Source organism: Paenibacillus sp. JNUCC 34, from assembly GCF_058269055.1.
The window spans coordinates 107,492-128,877 of record NZ_CM177770.1; the positions used below are offsets into that span (position 1 = coordinate 107,492).

16 protein-coding genes are annotated in these 21,386 nt (G+C 45.2%); 7 read left to right on the forward strand and 9 right to left on the reverse strand.

The window, feature by feature from the left end:
• Window positions 1-56 precede the first annotated feature (56 nt).
• The gene (locus tag AC2TF5_RS00475; RefSeq protein WP_491300351.1) at window positions 57-1,136 is read left to right on the forward strand and encodes an ankyrin repeat domain-containing protein; all 1,080 of its coding nucleotides are present in this window, start codon (window positions 57-59) and stop codon (window positions 1,134-1,136) included.
• A gap of 117 nt (window positions 1,137-1,253) precedes the next feature.
• Window positions 1,254-1,838, forward strand: a complete 585-nt coding sequence (locus tag AC2TF5_RS00480) for a Crp/Fnr family transcriptional regulator (RefSeq protein ID WP_491300352.1) — start codon at window positions 1,254-1,256, stop codon at window positions 1,836-1,838.
• Between the two features lie 181 nt (window positions 1,839-2,019).
• Here AC2TF5_RS00480 and AC2TF5_RS00485 read toward each other — a convergent pair whose 3' ends face one another.
• Complete coding sequence (locus tag AC2TF5_RS00485) at window positions 2,020-4,071, reverse strand: serine hydrolase domain-containing protein (protein ID WP_491300353.1); 2,052 nt, start codon at window positions 4,069-4,071, stop codon at window positions 2,020-2,022.
• Between the two features lie 357 nt (window positions 4,072-4,428).
• On the reverse strand, window positions 4,429-5,166 hold the full coding sequence (locus AC2TF5_RS00490; protein ID WP_491300354.1) for a DUF4386 domain-containing protein: 738 nt from the start codon (window positions 5,164-5,166) through the stop codon (window positions 4,429-4,431).
• A gap of 294 nt (window positions 5,167-5,460) precedes the next feature.
• On the opposite strand from AC2TF5_RS00490, the gene AC2TF5_RS00495 reads away from it, so the two are divergent.
• From AC2TF5_RS00495 to AC2TF5_RS00505, 3 genes are all read left to right on the forward strand, one after another.
• Window positions 5,461-6,465 carry a LacI family DNA-binding transcriptional regulator gene (locus AC2TF5_RS00495; protein ID WP_491300355.1) on the forward strand — a complete coding sequence of 335 codons (1,005 nt, stop codon included), beginning with the start codon at window positions 5,461-5,463 and terminating at the stop codon, window positions 6,463-6,465.
• Window positions 6,466-6,560: 95 nt separating this feature from the next.
• Window positions 6,561-8,213: a glycoside hydrolase family 13 protein gene (locus tag AC2TF5_RS00500; protein ID WP_491302762.1), complete on the forward strand. Its 1,653-nt coding sequence runs from the start codon at window positions 6,561-6,563 to the stop codon at window positions 8,211-8,213.
• 136 nt (window positions 8,214-8,349) lie between these two features.
• The gene (locus AC2TF5_RS00505; protein WP_491302763.1) at window positions 8,350-9,264 is read left to right on the forward strand and encodes an SMI1/KNR4 family protein; all 915 of its coding nucleotides are present in this window, start codon (window positions 8,350-8,352) and stop codon (window positions 9,262-9,264) included.
• 244 nt (window positions 9,265-9,508) lie between these two features.
• Here the strand turns inward: AC2TF5_RS00505 and AC2TF5_RS00510 are convergent, their stop codons facing one another.
• From AC2TF5_RS00510 to AC2TF5_RS00540, 7 genes are all read right to left on the reverse strand, one after another.
• Window positions 9,509-10,312 carry an AAC(3) family N-acetyltransferase gene (locus AC2TF5_RS00510; protein WP_491300356.1) on the reverse strand — a complete coding sequence of 268 codons (804 nt, stop codon included), beginning with the start codon at window positions 10,310-10,312 and terminating at the stop codon, window positions 9,509-9,511.
• A 184-nt stretch (window positions 10,313-10,496) separates the two neighbouring features.
• Complete coding sequence (locus tag AC2TF5_RS00515) at window positions 10,497-12,482, reverse strand: methyl-accepting chemotaxis protein (protein WP_491300357.1); 1,986 nt, start codon at window positions 12,480-12,482, stop codon at window positions 10,497-10,499.
• 364 nt (window positions 12,483-12,846) lie between these two features.
• Window positions 12,847-14,016: a response regulator gene (locus AC2TF5_RS00520; RefSeq protein WP_491300358.1), complete on the reverse strand. Its 1,170-nt coding sequence runs from the start codon at window positions 14,014-14,016 to the stop codon at window positions 12,847-12,849.
• Window positions 14,001-15,854 carry a cache domain-containing sensor histidine kinase gene (locus AC2TF5_RS00525; protein WP_491300359.1) on the reverse strand — a complete coding sequence of 618 codons (1,854 nt, stop codon included), beginning with the start codon at window positions 15,852-15,854 and terminating at the stop codon, window positions 14,001-14,003. The genes AC2TF5_RS00520 and AC2TF5_RS00525 overlap by 16 nt, the downstream gene beginning before the upstream one ends.
• 95 nt (window positions 15,855-15,949) lie before the next feature.
• Window positions 15,950-16,831: a carbohydrate ABC transporter permease gene (locus tag AC2TF5_RS00530; protein ID WP_491300360.1), complete on the reverse strand. Its 882-nt coding sequence runs from the start codon at window positions 16,829-16,831 to the stop codon at window positions 15,950-15,952.
• A gap of 16 nt (window positions 16,832-16,847) precedes the next feature.
• Window positions 16,848-17,738, reverse strand: a complete 891-nt coding sequence (locus AC2TF5_RS00535; RefSeq protein ID WP_491300361.1) for a carbohydrate ABC transporter permease — start codon at window positions 17,736-17,738, stop codon at window positions 16,848-16,850.
• 112 nt (window positions 17,739-17,850) lie between these two features.
• Entirely contained in the window at window positions 17,851-19,197 is a 1,347-nt protein-coding gene (locus AC2TF5_RS00540) for an extracellular solute-binding protein (protein ID WP_491300362.1), read from the reverse strand.
• A 311-nt stretch (window positions 19,198-19,508) separates the two neighbouring features.
• Here AC2TF5_RS00540 and AC2TF5_RS00545 point away from each other — a divergent pair, with 311 nt between their 5' ends.
• Window positions 19,509-19,994 (forward strand): DUF4358 domain-containing protein, encoded by a 486-nt coding sequence (locus tag AC2TF5_RS00545; RefSeq protein WP_491300363.1) that lies wholly within the window; start codon window positions 19,509-19,511, stop codon window positions 19,992-19,994.
• A gap of 6 nt (window positions 19,995-20,000) precedes the next feature.
• Entirely contained in the window at window positions 20,001-21,386 is a 1,386-nt protein-coding gene (locus AC2TF5_RS00550; protein WP_491300364.1) for an MBOAT family O-acyltransferase, read from the forward strand.

Sequence of the window (21,386 nt, forward strand, 5' to 3'; positions counted from 1 at the left end):
TTTGCCAAGTAGTTTTCTATACTTTCCATATAACTTTGAGTAGGAGCGGATATTGGATGATCAATCTGAAAGATATCAGGAGGTTCGAAGAGCTGCCGGAAATCGCGATGCACATTTACAAAGGAAATATTCCGGCTTTGCAGAATGCAATTGCTGCTGGTTGGGATATTGAAGATGGCATCGTACTTAGCAGGTATACCACGTTAAGCCCGCTCGATCTGGCGCTTGTTTCGCAGAGAATGGATGTTATAAAGCTGTTGGTCGAGCACGGCGTTAACTTGAATGTCCACCATAATCCGGCTTTTTTGGGGGCTGTTCGCTATTGCAAGGAAGATATCGTTCGCTACATTGCAGCGCAAGGGGCCGATCTGGACAAGCTCAATCAAACCGGGTCAGGCGCATATTCACAGGCATATTATGGCAACAAAAACAATATCCCGCTCATTCATGAGCTGGGATTAGATATCAAGCTGCATGGCGGCGCTGTACTGCGCCAAGCCGTGTCGGGCCATGACTATAAGACACTCACATATTTACTCGATCAAGGGGTGGACATTAATTATAATCAACCGGACATGGTCTATCCTTATCAAGCGACCCCGTTAACCGTTGCCGCACGTATGGGTAATCTAGCTATGGTCAAATATTTGATTGAGCGTGGCGCCGACGTAACTTTAGCGGAAAAGGATGGCGAAAGGCCGTATACGATTGCGGTCAGCAATAAGAATGCCGTCCTGGCGGACTATTTGAAATCGCTGGAGCCGGCTGAGCTCCATAATATAGAGAACAAAAAGTATGAGCTGAAAAAATATAAATTGACCGATGAACTCGTCAGTTTTCTGACAGGAGACCAGCTGCGCCTTGAGCTACCGGACAATGATTATGAAATCGGATATATCGACTTTTTCACATTGACCGATACGATCGAGATGAAAGTCGGTCGGCAAAAGCTGCTGCGTCTGTCAGCCGATATCGACAATTACTCCGATCTACAGCTCATGTGGAATCCGAAGAAAAAGGGCCTGATTGGCTGTTATGATGTGGAGCATCAGGAGTATGCCGATTTATGCAGCTTTATCGAGTTCCTTGCGCAGCCTGAATTGTACCTCATCAAGTTCCTTGAGGGAGAGTTGTAAATGAATCATACGAACATTTTAGATGATAGAACGGACTGTATTCTGTATCAGGTGAGCCCAGGTCCATCTGAATATGGCACAAGCCCCTGAGGACTATGAGGCTGAAAGGAAAGCAAAATGAAAAGCATATTATTGAAGTATTTAGCCAGATTCACAACACTTAACGAAGAAGAACAACAGGCCATCGTTGAAGATATACTAGTCCAAGAATATAAAAAAGGAACAATGCTCCTTAGACAAGGAGATGTTCCCACTAAATGTTATTTCGTATTGAAGGGATGTGTAAGGCAGTATTCGATAGATGAAACGGGAAAAGAAGTTACATCCAATTTCTACACAGAAGAGCAAGCGGTTTCGATTTTCAATTATCATAAACAAAATAAGTCATCTGCGTACACATTAACTTGTCTAGAAGACTGTATATTGGTTGTTGGTGATCTTGATGCCGAGAATGACATGTTTCACAAATACTCACAATTGGAAACCATGACACGCAAGATGGTAGAAGAAAACCTGGGTGAGGTACAAGATGAATTGGCTTCATATATCGCTTCTACACCTGAAGAACGCTACAAAGCACTATTACGAAAAAGACCTCATTTAGTCAATCGTGTACCCCAACATCAATTGGCGAGTTATCTTGGGATTACCCCAGAGTCATTAAGTAGAATCAAGAAACGGATCAACAAAGGTGATTTTTAGGAAAGTTGTCATGCGCTTTAGCAGTAAAAGGGAGCGTCCCAAAAGGTTCATTGACCTGAGGCGCCCCTATACTTCCAGAATTGCACCTTGCTGCTCCAATCCATAGCGGAGTGCAGGTCCGTTTTATTTCAACCTGAGCCATGCCTGCGGCTGGTGCCAGTGGAGCAAATCTACCGTGCAGTTAAGATAAATCGGGGGGAACTAATCCCGACGGTACGGCAAGTTGGGCTAACAACGCAGCGGCTTCTTGGCGAAGCATTGGACGCGTTGGTTCATAATCGATCGCTCCATTCGCTCTAATTTTTACTTCAGGACCAAACAGCCTTGCGGCAGCAACAAATTGTACGGCATCACTGGCCCAAGATGATGGTTGTTCGCCACTTAACTTTGCTATTTGCGGTTGGTCCGAATACGGCCGCACAAATCTCCATGCTAATGAAGCAGCTTCCTGCCTCGTTATCGCTCGATCCGGTTCAAAACGTCCGTCCTGTAATCCTGCAACACCTAAATGCTCTACGGCTGTCTGAATTTCCGGTGCAAGCGGATGACCCGCCGAATCGGTGAATCGGACAGGCTGCTTGCTTAATTGAAATCCGCCAATCTGCACCAGCATTTGAACGAATTCCGCGCGGGTTATAGTTTCTTCAGGTCTGAATGTGTTTGGGCCGTCATCGCTTACATTCTGAAGATTTCTTAACAGATAAATAGAAGAGGCATACGGATGATTTTCAGGTACGTCACGGTATTGCTCAGGGTTTGGCAATTTCTCAAAAAAACTGTCTGGGGAGTTGTAATAGAAGTAGCTGATCTCCCCGTTGCCATCCTCCTTAAAGCCCGCTTTCATGCCTTGCTCGTCTTGAAACAATAAAGCTTCTAGCTGTTGCAGTTTATGAGTGCCCATCTGATCTTTTACCGTAAGTGTAGCGTCCTGACCTGCCGTAATACTCGAAATCGTCATCGGATTCCGCAGGTTTCGGTATGTGCCTTCAAATCGAGTCAACGGTTCCTGTGCCGGTTGAAGTTGAGGCGTTGCAGCAGAGCGTTGATCAGGATAAAACTGCTGCATGAAGGTGGCGAACAGTTCGATTCTTGGATCTATCGCCTCGCCGTTCACGATAACCATCGCGCCTACTTTGTGCTCGGGCAGCATCCACATCCAGGAATGAGCTCCAGCAAGATCTCCGCCTTTCCCGATGACAACCTCTCCGTTGTGAAGGTGGTTAAAGAAGGATTCGAACCCATATGACATCACAGGCAGCTTCGAATGAATGCCGTATTGAAAGGACTCCATGGCTCGGGCTGTTTGTTCTCTCAATATTCGGTTGTCCCCGAGCTTGCCTCCATTTAGCATCGCAATTATGAACTTGGCCATATCGCTTCCGGTTGAGAATAATCCTCCGGTTGGGTCAATATAGGGGGTATTATCGTACAAAGCAATCTCGTTGCCTTCAGGATCATAGCCTTTGGTGAGATTTGCTTTGACATCGGCACTCATTGCAAAATCGGATCTATTCATACCGAGCGGTTTAAATATATGCTCTTTCGTGTAGATTTCAAACGGGAGCTTCGATACATTTTGTACGATATATCCCTGTTGCACGAAAGCTATATTGTCATAACGGTAGGCCTCTCCAGGTTTGCGTATGACAGTCGGTATGTTTTCTTTTACATAGCGATCAAGAGATACGCGGCTTGCTGCTGCGGAACCATCTGTGTAGTCATACCCGGTTGTATGGGTCATCAGATGTTTCATCGTAAGCGGGAAGCCTGTTTTATTAGGGATGGTGATGCCCGCCATATATTCGGATATGTCACGTTCCAGATCGATTTTGCCTTGCTCGACGAGCTGCATGACTGCCGTTGCTGTGAAGGTTTTGGATATTGATGCCATTCTGAATACAGTCGTATCGGGGTCAATAGGCTTCTTTGCGGCCACATCGGCATATCCGTATCCTTTATTGAGCAATACCTTATCATCTTTGACGACAAGAAAGAGTGCGCCCTTGAGCCGCTCCCTGACATCGGGACGCGAGAAATAAGAATCCGCAAACCTCTCTACCGATTCGGTTGTGATTGGAATCGCCTCTCTCGAAGCGGTGGCTGCTTTCTGCACCGATTCGCTTTGATCTTGTGCGGCATACACCGGTATGCCGGGCGTTATTACAGTCAATCCAATGAGGATTGCAGTGGTAAGGACAGCAGGTTTAAACCCTTTGCGAATTATGGTTTTCATCTATTTCTTCTCCTCGAAATTTATAAGCGTTGGCTATTTCGTAGCCCGCTTCATTGTTTATCGCTATCGCGCGTTTCTTGTTTTGACTCTTAGGTCTACGATTTACCGAACAGATGCGGAATTCAACTGTCCGTTCGCCCATTACTACGCAATCACTATGTCCTGATGGCTAACGGAAAATCTTCTGTCATACTTACCTCACCCCTCTTCCATTTTGTGTAATATTAATATATCAAATAGAAAACTGCGGCAAATCCGTATCTGCCGCATGATATTTTGCGTGATCGCGCAAACGTAAACGTCAATCTCAATCGATATTGAAATACTCATGGAGAGAAGGCAGTGGTAAATTGTAAGCTATTTTGAACGAATGCGCAGAGCTGTTTTGGGGAGTTTTCCCCCTTTGAACAGGAGCCATATCCCAAAGCCTAGTTCTCCTGCAATCATTGGTACACTAAATATAAGATTAAGTGTTGAAATGACCCCGTCATATTGTGGAAGAAACGTATTGCTTAGGTGAATGACAATATAGCCTATTGAAGCAAGCAACAATAAAGTGCTGATAACTTTAGGAATGCTGTCTGATTTTAGAGTCACATAGCCCACAATCATTAAATGCCCGCCAAAAATGATCAAACCAATAGACCCAATAGATTCGAATGCTTCAAGAAATAGCATCATAAGTGCTTGAAGTTGTTCGATATTAAATGAGGATAAATAGTTTGTATGTCTCGAGAGAAGCAGCACAAATATCAAGTTCAGTATGGCAATTCCCAATATAGTCGTATAAGTAAGACGGAGCCATGCGCCGAGCAATGAAAGGTTTTTATGAATTGGCTTCAGGAAGATATAGAAAGCCCAGGCGACCACTATGTCACAGATCAGGATGATGACCCAACCAAAGATTTCAGCTTTGAAAAGGTTATTTGATGACACGATGTTGTTAAATGTGGCGATGGGATCGCCTTGAACCACAAGACTTTCATGGACAAAGCCATAGGAAAAAAATGAGGCAAGTGCCATGATGATAAGTGAAGTGCCAGCAATTAGTGCAGATTTTCGCTGATGCGATAGTTCTTTTACTGAGATAGCCATAAGATAACCTCCATATAACATGATTGATTTTCATTATATTTAAGAGGTTTATGACGGGGCATTAACTTAAGTCAAGAGAGCAACTTATTATTTTCCGGTAAAGACTTATGGACGCATTTAACTTGCCATCACAGACGACACGGCGAACCTTATCCTAAAGAAGGCCAAATAATATTGACAGAGGAGAGTCAGAGCACTAATATAATCTACGTAAACGTTTAACAAACGTAGTTAATATCCTTCTTATATTAGCTTTTTATGATTAGTAAACGTTTACTTTGGAGAGGTGGTTTTATGGCATCTACTATTAAGGACATTGCACGGGTTGCGGGTGTTTCCATAGCGACTGTTTCAAGGGTGATTAATAATCTTGGCGGTTACAATGAGGAAACGGAGAAGAAGGTTCTGGCCGTTGCCAAAGCACTAGAATACAGAAAAAATGAAAATGCTAGAAGTTTGGTCCAGAAAACAACCAAGACAATCGGTGTAATTATGCCAGAGGTCACTACAGCATTTTATGGTGACATTATAAAAGGAATAGAGGATGTTTCTTATGAGCACGGGTACAGTGTGATATTAACTCATGCTGGTATGAGTGGTGCCCGAATCCATGAGAGTATGAATCTGATGGGCGAACGAAGAGTGGATGGGCTCATTATTGTTTCTGTTGAACTCCACGAGGCGGAAATCGAATCTTTGTCATCTCTCGGTATTCCTTTTATTTTGCTCTCTACCAAAACCGACCGAGAAGACACGCCATATATTAAAGTTGATGATTTTAGTGCGGCGTATACAGCTGTCAATTATCTCATTAAGAATAACCATCGAAACATAGGTATGGCAGGGGCTAATCCTGATGATTCTATAGCGGGTTCTCCAAGAATTAATGGCTATATTCAAGCGCTGCAAGATCATGGCATAAAAGTAGACTTGAATCTGATTAAGGCAGGGGATTTTAGCTTTGAATCAGGAAAAAAAGCCATGCAGGAGTTTATTGAACATCATGAAGATGTTACGGCTGTGTTTTGCGCAAGTGATGAGGCTGCATTAGGTATCATATCGACTTGTTTTGAAAATGACCTTCAAGTACCAAAGGATATTTCAGTTGTTGGATATGATAATTCCAAGGTTTCACATATGTCGATCCCGCCCCTTACAACGGTTGCGCAGCCATTATACGAAATGGGGAGAGAGGGTTGTTTGGGCTTGATTGCCTCTATCCAAAATAAAATCAAGATTGAGTCCAAAGTTATTCCACATGAATTAGTTGTACGCCAGTCAGTAAAAAAATTATCTTGAATAGAGATAATTTTTTGTGCATTACGTAAACGTTTACGTTGTGTTTCTACCCTTCAAAATTATGCTGAAAGTAGAGTGAAAGAATAATGGAAGCAATGAAAGAGAAGAGAGAAGCTATAACCGGAGAAAAAGAAGTAAAGTGGTGGCAGACTGCTGTAATCTATCAGATCTACCCGCGAAGTTTTCAGGATAGCGATGGAGACGGCATCGGCGATCTGAGAGGAATCATAAACCGGATTGACTACCTGAAATTGTTAGGGATTGCAGCCATTTGGTTGTCACCTGTCTATAAATCTCCTAACGATGACAATGGTTACGATATTAGTGATTACCAGGACATTATGGATGAATTCGGCACGATGGATGATATGGATGAATTGCTTGCCAAGGCAAATGAGGCTGGCATCAAAATCATTATGGACCTAGTCGTTAATCATACATCGGACGAGCACAAATGGTTTATTGAAGCTAAAAAAAGTCGGGATAATGAATATCGGGATTACTATGTTTGGCGTGATCCAGTAAATGGCGACGTTCCTAATGGTCTAGGTTCTATATTTAGTGGTTCTGCTTGGGAAATGGATGAAGCAAGCGGCCAGTACTATTTGCATTTATTCAGTAAACGCCAACCAGACCTGAACTGGGAGAACGAAAAAGTCCGCCAAGAAGTCTACGATATGATGAATTTTTGGTTAGATAAAGGTGTTGGCGGTTTCCGTATGGACGTTATAGATCTGATCGGGAAAATTCCGGATAAAGAAATTACGGGCAATGGACCAAAGCTGCATGAATATCTGCAAGAAATGAACCAAAAAACGTTTGGTTCTCATGATGTCCTTACTGTAGGCGAGACTTGGGGAGCAACACCAGAAATTGCAAAACTTTATTCTGACCCAAAACGAAATGAGTTATCTATGGTGTTCCAATTTGAACATGTAAGTTTAGACCAGCAAGAAGGCAAAGATAAATGGGATCTGAAGCCTTTGGATATTACGGAGTTAAAAAAGGTTTTAGGGAAGTGGCAAACATCACTGGGTGATGAAGGGTGGAACAGTTTGTTCTGGAACAACCATGACTTGCCGCGAATTGTTTCAAGATGGGGAAATGATAAACAATTCCATGATCAAAGTGCAAAAATGTTTGCCGTTCTCTTACACATGATGAAAGGTACACCTTACATCTATCAAGGCGAAGAGATTGGAATGACCAATTATCCGGTTTCAAGTATTGATGAAGTAGAAGATATCGAATCCGTGAACATGTATCATGATCGCTTGGCTAAAGGGTATACTGCTCAAGACATCATTGAGTCGATCAACGCAAAAGGAAGAGATAACGCTCGTACACCGATACAATGGGATGACAGTGAAAACGCAGGCTTTACTACGGGGACGCCTTGGCTGCACGTTAATCCGAACTACACAACAATTAATGTACAACAAAATCTTGATAATCCAGATTCTATTTTTTATACGTATCAACGTTTAATCCAACTGCGTAAAGACAACCCGATTGTAGTATGGGGCGACTTTGAACTGATAGAAAATACTCCTGACGATGTGTTTGCTTACTATCGCTTATATGAAGGAGAAAAATGGCTTGTTGCTGCGAATATTTCTGAGCAGGAAAATGATTTTTCTGTAGATGAGGAAGTCTCCGAAATCATTATGAGTAACTACAATCGTACAAAAATCGATGTTAAAAACTTAACGCTAAGACCGTATGAAGTATTTGCGGTAAAAGTGTAGAGGTTAAGGCTCACACGTTTTTTGTGTGAGCTTTTTCATAAGTGGATTTTAGAGGTGAGTTATACCATGCTGTTGGAGAGGGCTATGCCGGAAATGGTATAATTGCAAAAAGGTATTAAAGAGGGAGGCATAAATGATGAGAGATGATCTTTTGGCACAGCTGGATGAGTGGCATGAAGAAGATGAATTTGAAGAAATTGTTGATGCAATTAAGGAGACTCCTGCGGAGGACAGAGATTATGTAATGATCAGTCATTTGGGTAGAGCGATGAATAATCTCGAACGTTACGAAGAGGCGATTGAACAGTTCTTAACCATTGCAGAAGAGGGTAAGGATGATCCGCTCTGGCATTACCGCATAGGGCTTGCTTATTACTATTTGGAGCAATATGATGATGCTCTAAGAGCATTTGAAGTCGCAGATCAATTAGATCCCGGAGATGAGGATACCCTGGAGTTTCTGGAGTGGATTCGGAGTAAAATTGCTCAGAAGCCTGTAGACGAGTCTACTGCTGTGACTACTAGTGTCCAATTTGATACGGATTTTGATTTCACGAACTTTTGGGATGATAGTGAGCATGCGTTGGAGCAGTATGTTTCGGATCCGCCCACAGATGAGCTAATTGAAACCGTGGAAGAGGAACTGGTCTTCAAGCTGCCAGCTTTCTATATTAATATGATGAAGGTACATAACGGGGGAATTCCCCAAAACCGGTGTTTCCCTACAGGAGAAGCCGTCTCAGGGGCAAAAGATCATATTAAGATTTCAGGTATTCTGGGAATTGGACGTGAGAAAAGAAAATCGCTGTGCGGAGATTTAGGCAGCCGGTCTGCGATTGAGAATGGGGGCTATCCTGAAATTGGCGTAGTTATTTGTGATTGTCCTTCGGAGTCTGGGGTGGTGATGCTGGATTACCGTTCATCCGGAAATGACAGCGAACCAGAAGTTGTTCATGTGGATAAAGAGAATAATCACAAGATTACGAGCCTTGCTCCAAACTTTGAGGCTTTTATTCGCGGATTGGTGAATGAGGAGAGTTGCGAGGCTTAAGTAGTGGCATGGCTTATCCAGACACCGGCTGGACATATACAGCATCTTGGAAAATGCGGATAGGCGCAGGTCTATCAAAGAAACCACTCCAAATTTTAGGAGTGGTTTTACTTTTATATACTAATATATATCTTATGGTCAAACTGTACTTATGTTTAGATATACTACGTGGAACCGTATCATAAATAAAGGCAAGAAATTCAGGTATACATCCGGGGGCTAAGGGTTTGTATAGCCGTAGCTTTTAGCCCCTGTTCCTCTCCATCCATGCAGTAGCCCAGTCAACCAGCGGCCGTTGTTCCAGAAATCGGACTTCGGCGTTTCCGACTCTATGAATCCTGATATTCATTTCTTTATCATATTCCTCGCCTAAGCGGACAAAATCTCCGTCGTCCACAGCCTGTGTTTCGTAAGTTACCCACTTTCGCTTGCCTTCATCCATAATTGCACTGCTTTCATAGACAAATTTCTTAGTAGGATAGTTGGCTCTGGTTTCCGCCAGATGCAGCGACGTATTTTTATCATAGCCGACGCCTATTAAGAGCACATAACCATTCAGTTGATACAATTTATCCAACGGAGAGCCCTTGCTAAAAATATTGCATAAATCATGGTTTTGCGTTAAATATTCCGCATGCTTACCTACTGCGGCTATAGATCGTGCAGGGTGATCTGATCGTTTGGATCCCGGCCACTTGCGAAACATTTCGGCCACGACTCCCATACTGATTGCCGGAGTAATTTCTTTATCATAGGCGGGCCAGTGTTCCCGAATAATCGGCCACCATTCCATAGGCTCTTCCCAGTGGACGCCTGTTGAAGGATCAAGATTCTTCCATGTCTGGGATGGCATCATCAATGTCCCTTCTTCACCGACAATTTCAAGAAGGGACCGAATTAATGTTTCGGGTCCGCCTACAACAAAACCGAGTTTGCTTAAAGAAGTATGTACGAATATGTGTTGTCCTTTTGTTAGTCCGCAGTTTTTAAAATGGTTGATTAGATCTTCTTTCGTTAAGATGGCTCTTGTTTCTTTTGTTTCAGTCATATTACCTCCGCCTTTCATAAAAAAAAGACAACCCCGCTGCAAGTAGCGGGGTTGTCTCTAGCGTAGCCAGGGAAGCAGTGCCCTTCGATTCATTTTCTATATTATACCAGCGACATTCATTTACAACAATAGCTCCTGGCAGAAAAATTTGCCGTTACAGACAGCGCGGTGCCACTCGCTAAAACTACTCTGTCCGCTTCAATTTGAAGCGGAGCACTAGTGACTGCAGTTCTTCGGCGATGCCGGAAAGATGTGCAGCGGAGGCGGCAACTTCCTCCATCGAAGCGTTCTGTTCTTCACTCGAAGCGGCGACAAGGTCGACCTCTTGTCCAGTGGCCTGGCTAAGGGTACTAGATTTATCGAACGCCGTGATCATCGTTTCATTCGATTGCATCAACCGTTCGCTGACGCTAGCCACTTGGCCGAGCTGCGTGTCAATGCGTCCAATCGCTTCGTACATCTCCTTGAACTGCAGCTCGACCGATTGCGTCATATCGCTTCCGGTTGCGGCAGATTCCACGCCTTGCTCCATGCGTCCAACCATGTGGCGGGCACGTTCCTGCACCTCCCTGATCAAGGTGGCAATCTTCTCGGCAGCAGACGCTGTCTGATCAGCCAGCTTGCGCACCTCCAGAGCGACGACGGCGAATCCGCGGCCTTCCTGACCGGCTCGCGCTGCTTCAATGGAGGCGTTTAGCGCAAGTAAATTGGTCTGTGAAGCAATTTCCTGAATGAAATTCGTTACCCCGCTAATTTCCCCGGCAACCTGGTTTAGCTCCTCCGTCTCATTTTTAGAGCGATTGGAGTCCTCAAGAATGGTATCCATCTGTTGTCTCGCGGCGCCGAGAGATTTCTCCCCTTTGTTCGCCAGAACATTGATCAATTGAGACATTTCAGTGCTCTTATGTATAGTGCGAATGGCATCATCGAGTTCATGCTGGGCATGCTCCGCCGTTTGCTTAACGGCGTCCATGCTTACATTCATATCAGACGACATGGACGATATTTCTTGCATGGAGGTGGCGACTTGTTCAATCGTTACGACGTTCTGTTCTGAAGTAGCGGACAATTGCTGCGAAGAAGCAGATATTTGCTCAGAATGATCGGTAATTAGCAGCAGTACATCGGATAACGATTGCGACATCGTATTGAAGTTCGATTGCAGTTGCCCAATCTCATCCGTTCTTCCGCTCTCGATGGACCGGACAGTCAAATCGCCTTGGGCGATGGAGTCGGTCAGTTGCTTCAATTGCAGTACAGGCCGTATCATCCGTTTCATGAATAGCCAAATAAATAAGGAAATGAGGGCTAGCAGCAGTGCGATAAACAGGAACGAAATCCACAACAAGGGTCCGGTTTTATGATTAATTTCACTCCAATCAATGACGGATACAACGTTTAAGCCGAGCGTATTTTGCTTGTCAAAATGGTAATATTCCTGAAGATCTTTATCGGCAAGCATGAACGTGCCGTGAGCTTGATTGCGCATCACTTGGAATCGCTCGTCTTGAAGCGGCTCGCCTTGCTGGAATCGCGGATGCGACAGTGTTACGTTGTTCCGATCGAACAAGCTGACATATCCCTGTTCTCCGATCTTGTATGTACTTACCAGCTCGTTTAAGTGATCGATGGCGACATCGATTCCAGCAACGCCTGAACCGTCGGAAAGCGTCTTGGCAAATGTAATGACGTAGCTTCCAGTTACGACGTCGATATATGGAGACGTCATAATGATCTGACCTTTATTCTGAATTGCTTGCTTGTACCATTCGCGAGTAGTCGGATCGTAACCTTTGCCGTCCTTTTCAGAAGAATTGTAGTATCGATTGTCGTAGAACATGAAAGCGGCCAACACATTATCGATGTCTTCCTCTATATGGATGATACGGTCTTTGATATACGTTTCCGATTTTTCTCCTGAAGGAACATGGAGATCGGCAAAGCTGTCAATTGTGACGGAATAGTCACTGTGCGAATTATTAAGAACATGAGTAACCATTGTTGTAACGGCTTCGACTTGGGACAACAATTCGCGCTCTAGTTGGTTGCGAGCAAGTTGTGTCAAGGAAAGGCTTAGAATGACGGTGGGGACGGCGATAAGAAAGACAAGGAAAAGCAGCATTTGCCTAGATAGGGATGCTTTATAACGGGTAAACACTTTTTTGATCATCTGTGATGACTCCTCTCAAAGCTGTAAGATAATTAGTTGCTTAGGGCGACAATATTAATATTTAATATTTATCGGAAAATTGGAAATAAAAGTGTATATAAAATACGTTCTTAAATAATAGTAATTAGTGGAAAATAGTAATAACAACCCCGAACCCGTGATTTATTAGATTGAAATTATTGAAAATGACGGACAGCAGTGTAACCTTTATTACAACCGGACAGAGGTATAGAATGTTAGGCGCGTATGTAAGTGCGAAGTAAACGAAGTATCAAAAAAGGGATGGATTTAGCGTATTGGCTATCCATCCCTTTTAAATTTAGCTGTTCTATCTTTTAAGCAGAAAATTAGGAGTGGTTTTAATTTATATACCCATGCCGTTTTGACGATACTCGCTTGGTGTGACGCCGTACTTTTTGCGAAACAATTGGGAGAAATGCCGCATGTCCTGATAGCCGATCCGTTCCGCGATCTCCGCCAGCTTCAGCTTTGGATTTTGCAGCATCTGCTTGGCCTGTTCCAGTCTCAATTGAATCACGTACTCCTTGAAGCCGTAGCCTGTTTTTTGTTTAAACAGCTGACTGAAGTAAACCGGATTCAGATAAACGACGGACGCAACCTTATCCAGTGATAGATCCGCATGATAATGCGTTCTGATATACTGCTGGGCGACCTCCACCGCCTGATCCCCGCCGCTGGCATAATGCTCGTAAACCTGTGTTGAGGACGCCTTCCACATGCGCTGGACTTCTCCGGGCACCTGGTTGAAATCGCTTATCCGCTCTGTACTCATGATTTGGAAGGGGACCTTCAAATATTTGATCAAATGTCCTCTCAGCTGTTCGATCAGGACGGGAAGGCCGGCGCTTTCGTTCAAGGTAACGAGCCCCAAGAGGCTTTTGTTGTCCAAAATGCTGACAAAACCGTTCCCATATTGATGGATCAATTCCTCCAGCACGTTTTCGATAATAAAATGCTCCAGCCTCACGACTTTATCCGTCTCCATCCTGACCATTAGAAGGTGGAAATCCGGATGGCTCTCCATAAAAGGATGGATATCGATTCGTCCGATATCCAGTCCCGATGCCCAGCGCTTAAAGACGGCCTCCCGCAAGTATTTGCGGTTCGCCTGAAGCAGCTGCGCCTCCTTCGTCAGCCGGTTTTCCCGCTCGATCTCCTCGCTCAGCTTATCGATCATCTGGCCCAGCACATCCTTGCCGATCGGCTTAAGGAGATAATCCTTAGCTCCTAAGCGGACGGCTTCCTGGGCATAGGCAAACTCGGAATAAGCGGAAATGACCACCCATTTCATGTACGGATATCTCTTGCTCACGATATTCATCAGTTCAAGTCCCGTCATGCTCGGCATGAGGATATCCGTCAACACAATATGGATCCTGTGGTTGCGCAGGATAATCAGCGCTTCTTCCGGGTTAGACGCCAAATAGGTGCGAAATTTGGGAAAGCGCTGCCGCAATGTCCGCTGAATGCCCTCCCGAATGACCGTTTCGTCATCAACTATGAGAATGTCCATTCCTCTCCACCTTTCCCGGGCAGGGGCATAACGATCGTCACCGTTGTCCCTATTCCGCTTTGGCTCTCAATTCTTAATCCGTAGTAATCGCCAAACATGAGTTTTATCCGCCGGTGTACATTCGGCAGACCGATGCCGCGTCTTGTCGGTTGATCAGGGAGTTCGGCATTCTTCACGGCAAAAGCGCGACCTTTCCCTTCCTCATCCTTGTTCCGTTTCGTCCCGCTGTCCACAAGCGACTCCCTGATCTGCTGCAGCATCCATTCCTCCATACCGACGCCGTTATCGGCAATAACGATGTGAAGCTCCCGTTCATCAACTTCCGTATACACTCGAAGCACGCCCGGGCGGTCTAGCGGTTCCAGTCCGCTTTTGACCGCATTCTCAATAATCGGCTGAATGGTCATCTTCGGCAGCACAACATTCAGCCAGCGGCTGTCGACTTGAATATCGGTATGGACCCTGCCTTCCAGACGGCTTTCAATAATCGTCATATAATGGCGCATCTGATCGAGCTCCTGCTCAAGCGTCGTCCGGGAGGCTTCTTGCCAGTCGCTGCTGTACCGGAACATATGCGACAATGCCAGGACGACGCGTCCCAGCCTGTCATTCTCCCGTTCGTCCAGCATCCAGTAGATCATATCGAGCGTATTATACAAAAAATGGGGATTGACCTGTGATTGCAGGGCTTGAAGCTGTGCATTCTTCTCGCTGATGGACGCGCTAGTAATCCCGTCGATCAGATCATCCATCCGGTTCACCATCCGATTGAAGGACGATACCAGACTGTTGATTTCCTCAAACGACTTCACGTTCACGGAACCTCTGAAATTCCCCATTTCCACCTGTTTCATCTCCCGGATCAGCAGTTTTAACGGAGAAGCAATATTACGGGAAATCAAGGTGGCTAAGGCGGTGGATATCAGGACCAGAATCAGAATGACATACAAGAGATACTGCCTTGTTTTATCCACTTCGGCGCTGATGTCCCCCTTGGGCGTCAAGCCGTAGACTGTCCATTCGGCCATTGCGGCGTTTGCTGCCACAATAAGTTGATCGCTCCGGTTGTCGACAAGGACTTGACCATTCCGGGGACGGGGAAGCTGCCCGAAGCGTAAGGTCTGTGCCTTATTGTCATCCGTGGAAGCGATAACGCGACTTTCTTTATCGACAATATAAACTTGACTGTTCGGGCTGATAGTCACATTGGATAGGGCGGCCAGAATGGGCCTGGGCTTGGTTTCAATCAGAACGACTCCCTGTTCTTTTTGGCTCGTTAAATCAAACAGCTTGCGGCCAAACACAAAGACGGGCTCCTCCTGAAAGCTGTTGATGACGGAGTTTTGGAACAGGCCCATCCAAACCATCTCTCCATCCGAGGCCTGGAGCTTCCGGTACCATTCCGACGAAGAGTAATTGACATCCACCACGCCCGCATACCTGGGTTCATAATGGTAGCTCTTTCCCGCCCTGCTGATGACATGAATCCCGACGATATCATCCCGTGAAAAATAAATGGCGCCGATGATATTGGTGATGGTCCGTTCGTTGATGACGCTAAGTGAGGGATTTTGGTCCCTATCCCTTTCCTGAAGCAGCCTTAACAGCTCATAATTACTGTTCAGTGATTTGGTAACGCTGTTATATCCCTCAAGGAGCAGATTGAACAGTCCGGCCGTCTGGGAGATGTTTTTCTCCGCCATGTCGCTGATTTTCCCGTGGATAATATCCGTAATTTTCTGAAAATACAGAAAGCTTCCGATCAATAGGAGTGCCGTCATACTTGAAAGAAACAGCAGAAACAAACGATTGTGAATAGTATGCTTGCTGCGGCCCATGATAGTCCTTCTCCTCTCAAATATGCGGTTTAAAGTCCTTATTTCACCATAACACCGCAGGTATATATCCGTATACGGAAAAAGGAGGATGAAAGTTAACCTTTCACCGCTCCTGCAACCATACCTTTTGTAATTTTATCAGCAAGCAAGAAGTAAATCAGAATAACGGGCAAAGCCCCAAGCACGAGGAAAGCGCCGATAGCCCCGTAATTTACCGAGTACTGGCTGACAAAGCTGTTTACTCCGAAGGGAAGCGTCTTTAGCCTTTCGGCAGAAATAAACGTTGCCGCTAAAATGTACTCGTTCCAGATATTAATGAAGGTAAGAATACTGACCGTCATCATCGGCGGAACCGAGATCGGCAGGATAATGCTGCGGAAAATCCGGAATATCCCCGCTCCGTCAATGACTGCGGATTCCTCAATCTCGTGCGGTATGGACTTCATAAAACCGCTGAGGATGAATACGGCAATCGGTGTCTGAAAAGCAATGTAAGGAAGTATGATCGAAAGATGCGTGTTCAGAATGCTCAGATTCTTAAAAATAATCATGAGCGGCAGCAGGGTAGCTTGAAGCGGAATCATCATCCCGATCAGAAAAATCAGCAGCACCATTTGCCCGTATTTCCAATGGAATCTGCTGATGGCAAAGGATGCAAGCGAACTCAGTAGCAGTACGCTCGCCATGGTGATCGAAGTCACGAAAAAGCTGTTCAACAGATACCGGAAGTAGCTGCCGGAATTCACCGCATCGGTAAAGTTATTCCACTGCGGGGCGGCCGGCAGCGAGAAGAAGCTGCCCGACAGGATTTCCTCATTCGTCTTCAGCGAGTAAATCAAAAGCCACAGCAGCGGATATAGCTGCGTTATAAGCAGAACGGAAAGGAACAGCAGAACAAGTCCCTTGGCAACGGGTATCTTTTTCTTTTTTTCTACAGTCAGCGGTTTGCCCGAAAAGGCCGGAACGTTCCGACTCATGGCTGCAATCCCTCCTTCACGTATATTTGCGCTCCAGCCGGGAGAACAGGAAGTTAATGATGACGGTTGCCGTTAGGCACAGCACGACAAGAAATGCCGCGATAGAGCTTCCATACCCGTACTTCATGGATAAGAAGGACATGTTGTACATATGGGTGGAAATCACGTCCGTAGCGTGTGCCGGTCCGCCGCCCGTCATGACCATGATCATGTCAAACGCCTGCAGGGACCCGATAAAAGCAAGCACGATCGATATTTTAAAGATCGGAATATTCATCGGAAACGTAATGTGCCAATCGGCCTTCAACCCATCAGCTCCATCGATTTTTGCCGCTTCGATGACGTCGGAGGGGATATTTTGAATCCCGGTAAACTGAATGAGCGTATGGTAACCCAGATACTGCCATAAGGCGACAAAATACAGTGAATACATCGCTACATCCGGGTCTGTCAGCCAAGCCCTTGTCCAATCGTTGAGATGAAGGGCTTCGAGTACCTGGTTCAGCATACCGCCCATGGAAGCGGGATTATAGATCGTTTTCCACAGCTGGCCGATAATGACCACGGACAGGATCACCGGAAGAAAGTAACTGGATACGAGAAAATTCGGTTTTTTGATAAAACGGTTCAGCAGTATGGCGACAAACAGAGCCACCGGAATCTCCAGCATGGAAAAGACGGCAAACATCAGGGTGCGCTTAACGGAAGGCCAGAAAACCGGATCGTCAAACAAAAGCTTTTTGAAGTTGTCCAGACCTATAAAACGGGATTCACCAATGCCGTTCCAATCAAGCAGTCCGCTATACATTGATACCAAAATCGGGACAAATACAAGACACACATAGAGCAGCAAACACGGCAGCACGAAAGCGGCTATCGTCCATTTGGAGACTCTCAATACATTCACGTTAAGGCTCTCCTCCTCAATCAGTCCAAATATCAGAGCCGATAATGCATACGCAGGATTCGGCATGGAGGGATCTTTCGAGAAGACCCCTCATACCGCACGGTTACAGTTTCTATTTATTGCTTTCAAAAGCGGCTTGATGCTCTTTTGCCACTTCGGCAGGATCCTTCTGCTGAACGAACAAATTCTGGATACTCGTCAAGTGAGCCTGGGAAGTTCCCGGATTCATCGTGTTGTCAAAAGCAATATCCCCGCCTTTAACCTGCTTAAACAGGTCCAGCACCTCCATCGACATATCCGAATATCCGGCAGCCTTAAAGTCTCCTTCCACTTTTTGCCCCAGACCGATGGCCCCTTTGACCTCAAACGCTATTTTCGGGAATTCCAGCATAAAATAGTTAAGAAAGTCCTTGGTTTCCTCCAGATGTTTGCTGTTTGCGGATATCGCAAACGCGCTTCCCGGCGCAAGCATAAACTCGTCAGGATTGCCTTTGCCGTTAACCGTCGGAAATTTGAAGACGCCGACTTTATCGTTTACGGAGGAGGTTTCTATGCCACCCGTCGCCCAGCTCCCCATGTAATACATCGCAGCCTTGCCGGTCTTGAACAGATTCTCGCCGGCGTTGTAATCAAAGGATGTTACCCCTTCCTGGAAGGCTCCGGCCTGAATCAGGTCCTGCATGCTTGCTACCGCTTCCTTGAATGCGGGATCCTCAAACGTTTTCTTGCCGTCCGCCACATCCTTCAGAAATCCGGGTCCGTCGTTAGTGCGAAGAAGAATGTTCATGAACAGGAAGGAACCGGTCCAGGTGTCCTTTTCCCCGATCGCCATCGGCTGAATGCCCTTCGCCTTCAGCTGCTTTACAACGTCCACCATTTCTTCAAAGGTCGTCGGCACTTTCACGCCGGTTTGATCAAACAGCTCCTTGTTGTAATAAACCAACCCGATATTGTTGCCGTCGGGAAGCGCATACAAGTTGCCGTCAAAGGTATACCAATCCAGGATCCCTTCCTGGAACGTGTCCTTAAGCCCGTTCTTTTCCACCATATCATTGAGCGGGGCAAACAACTTGGCGTCAACAAACGGTTTCATTTGTGCGGATGGATTTACAACCGTAATGTCCGGAACCTCTTTGGAGGCCGCTTGGGTCTTCAGCTTGAGCTTCTGCTGGTCAGTATTCAAGGAGTCGAGTTCAATCTTGATGTTCGGATTTTTAGCCTCGTAATCAGCTACGATTCGCTTCAGCATGGCGTCCTTGGGATCCGTGGGGTCAGTGAAGATATTTTGGAACGTAATCGTAATTTTCTCCTGCTTTGTCTGCCCGGTTCCCCCCGTATCGCTAGAAGCAGTGTTTGATCCGGCCGCATCTTTGGATGTGGATCCGCCCCCGCATGCCGTTAAGCTGACAGCCAGGATGCCTGCCATCACTAAGGAAAGAACATTCGACTTCTTTAGCATTCGTAATCCCCCTTGTTTATTTGGATAGTTCCATTATCCCTTGGTCATGACAGCCCTTACAATGCGTGAAATTAAGATATCATGTTTGCTTTCTTTAGATGTTGCATATTTTAAACAGAAAAAATCCGTTCGGGACAAGCCCGGACGGTCCGTATAAGTAAAAGCCGAGATTTTTTCAATACCATAGTGCTATAGCGGAACATACTCCTGTAAATTCTGGGAAACATAATTATGGTGAAACCTTTTACTCACTTCACACGTCGAAAACTAAGAACAGAAATAAAAAACACATATCAAGGAGAGTATACACCATGAAAAAACAATCTTTCGTTCTTATGCTAGCAGTCATATTAACTCTAGCGCTTAGCGCATGTTCCAGCAATAAGGCGGCACCGATCGAATCAACTGTACCTGTGAAAGAAATGGTTGATAAGATGATTACAGAAGTAGAGCAACCGGGATTAATTGAGCTAGATGAAGATTCAGTGAAGCAGCAATACCATTTAGATCCTTCCTTGCTAGAGGAATATACCGTTAGAATTCCGATGATGAATGTGAAGTCGAACGAAGTTTCTGTCTTCAAGGTCAAGGATGAGAAAGATATTCCGACCATCGAGACCGCTATTAAACAACGTGCGGAAGACGTGCAAAAACAATTCGAAACATACCTTCCGGACCAATACGAGAATGCCAAGAATTATAAGCTTGTTACGAAAGGCAACTATCTGTTATTCGTTATTTCCGAAGACGCTGATGAACTTGTGAAGTCATTCGATAGTTTCTTTGTTCAAAAATAATCCTCTATGCTATTCAGCAGCCTACTGTTCCTATTCGTGTTCTTGCCGTTCGTCCTTGCGCTGTATTACATTTCGCCTTGGCGAATTAAAAATCTTATCTTATTCTTAAGCAGCCTCATCTTCTATGCGTGGGGCGAACCGGTATACATTGTCATCATGTTGCTGTCCACCTTTACAGATTACAGCTTCGGTCTACTACTCAGTAGGCCGAAGCTAAGTGCTGTTCAACGGAAGTGGATTGTCGTATGTTCCATTGTCGTAAATCTGGGATTGCTATCATACTTCAAGTACGCAGATTTTCTTATTCTGAATGTGAATGAACTACTTGGAACGAGTATCCCTTTAACAGACCTACCGCTCCCAATCGGCATATCATTCTATACGTTTCAATCCATATCCTACATTATTGACGTATATCGTGGGACGGCAAAAGCACAGCGCAACTGGATTGACTTTGGGACGTTCGTCGCCTTGTTCCCACAATTGGTTGCAGGCCCCATTGTTCATTACAATACCGTTGCTGAGCAATTACGTAAGCGTTCGGTGAATATCGAGAAGTTTGCAGAAGGAGTCAGGCGCTTCACGATTGGATTGGCCAAAAAGGTGCTGCTTGCCAATAATATAGGACTACTATGGGATACCATCTCTACGTCTAACCTCGATACCATGCCTGCATTAACGGCTTGGCTAGGCATTATTGCTTTTGCTTTTCAAATCTATTTCGACTTTAGTGGTTATTCCGATATGGCTATTGGACTTGGTCTTATGTTCGGATTTCAATTTAACGAGAACTTCAACAAGCCTTATACCGCCCAGAGCATTACTGATTTCTGGCGCAGATGGCATATTTCGCTTGGAAGCTGGTTCCGTGATTACGTCTACATCCCGCTTGGCGGTAATCGCCGAGGACTCGGCATTCAATTGCGCAATATTCTAGTTGTGTGGATACTTACAGGTATTTGGCATGGAGCAAGTTGGAATTTCTTATTGTGGGGGTTGTACTTCGGCGTTATTCTTATCATCGAAAAATGGTGGGGTTTACGGTTACTGAGTCGCTTACCACGCTTCGTAAGACACATCTATGCACTCTTACTTATCCTCATTGGATGGGTGTTGTTTGCTTTTGATCAACTTCCTATGGGGCTGGGCTATTTACAAGCGATGATGGGATTCAATCACCAACCACTCTTGGACAACACTACGCTATACTTTGCGTACACGAACGCGATTTTAATTATTGTATTGGTTATTGCATCCATGCCAAGGAAACAATCCACGAAACATGAGACTAGGCATCTATTGCCTCTCGTTTGGTATGGTTTACTATTCTTCCTATCGGTCGCCTACTTAGTAGACGCAACATTTAACCCATTTTTATATTTCCGATTCTAA

What these genes read in the sequence shown, in the direction of transcription:
- AC2TF5_RS00475 (WP_491300351.1), top strand. Translation starts at nt 57, where the DNA reads ATGATCAATCTGAAAGATATCAGGAGGTTCGAAGAGCTGCCGGAAATC.
- AC2TF5_RS00480 (WP_491300352.1), top strand. Translation starts at nt 1,254, where the DNA reads ATGAAAAGCATATTATTGAAGTATTTAGCCAGATTCACAACACTTAAC.
- AC2TF5_RS00485 (WP_491300353.1), bottom strand. Translation starts at nt 4,071, where the DNA reads ATGAAAACCATAATTCGCAAAGGGTTTAAACCTGCTGTCCTTACCACT.
- AC2TF5_RS00490 (WP_491300354.1), bottom strand. Translation starts at nt 5,166, where the DNA reads ATGGCTATCTCAGTAAAAGAACTATCGCATCAGCGAAAATCTGCACTA.
- AC2TF5_RS00495 (WP_491300355.1), top strand. Translation starts at nt 5,461, where the DNA reads ATGGCATCTACTATTAAGGACATTGCACGGGTTGCGGGTGTTTCCATA.
- AC2TF5_RS00500 (WP_491302762.1), top strand. Translation starts at nt 6,561, where the DNA reads ATGAAAGAGAAGAGAGAAGCTATAACCGGAGAAAAAGAAGTAAAGTGG.
- AC2TF5_RS00505 (WP_491302763.1), top strand. Translation starts at nt 8,350, where the DNA reads ATGAGAGATGATCTTTTGGCACAGCTGGATGAGTGGCATGAAGAAGAT.
- AC2TF5_RS00510 (WP_491300356.1), bottom strand. Translation starts at nt 10,312, where the DNA reads ATGACTGAAACAAAAGAAACAAGAGCCATCTTAACGAAAGAAGATCTA.
- AC2TF5_RS00515 (WP_491300357.1), bottom strand. Translation starts at nt 12,482, where the DNA reads ATGATCAAAAAAGTGTTTACCCGTTATAAAGCATCCCTATCTAGGCAA.
- AC2TF5_RS00520 (WP_491300358.1), bottom strand. Translation starts at nt 14,016, where the DNA reads ATGGACATTCTCATAGTTGATGACGAAACGGTCATTCGGGAGGGCATT.
- AC2TF5_RS00525 (WP_491300359.1), bottom strand. Translation starts at nt 15,854, where the DNA reads ATGGGCCGCAGCAAGCATACTATTCACAATCGTTTGTTTCTGCTGTTT.
- AC2TF5_RS00530 (WP_491300360.1), bottom strand. Translation starts at nt 16,831, where the DNA reads ATGAGTCGGAACGTTCCGGCCTTTTCGGGCAAACCGCTGACTGTAGAA.
- AC2TF5_RS00540 (WP_491300362.1), bottom strand. Translation starts at nt 19,197, where the DNA reads ATGCTAAAGAAGTCGAATGTTCTTTCCTTAGTGATGGCAGGCATCCTG.
- AC2TF5_RS00545 (WP_491300363.1), top strand. Translation starts at nt 19,509, where the DNA reads ATGAAAAAACAATCTTTCGTTCTTATGCTAGCAGTCATATTAACTCTA.
- AC2TF5_RS00550 (WP_491300364.1), top strand. Translation starts at nt 20,001, where the DNA reads ATGCTATTCAGCAGCCTACTGTTCCTATTCGTGTTCTTGCCGTTCGTC.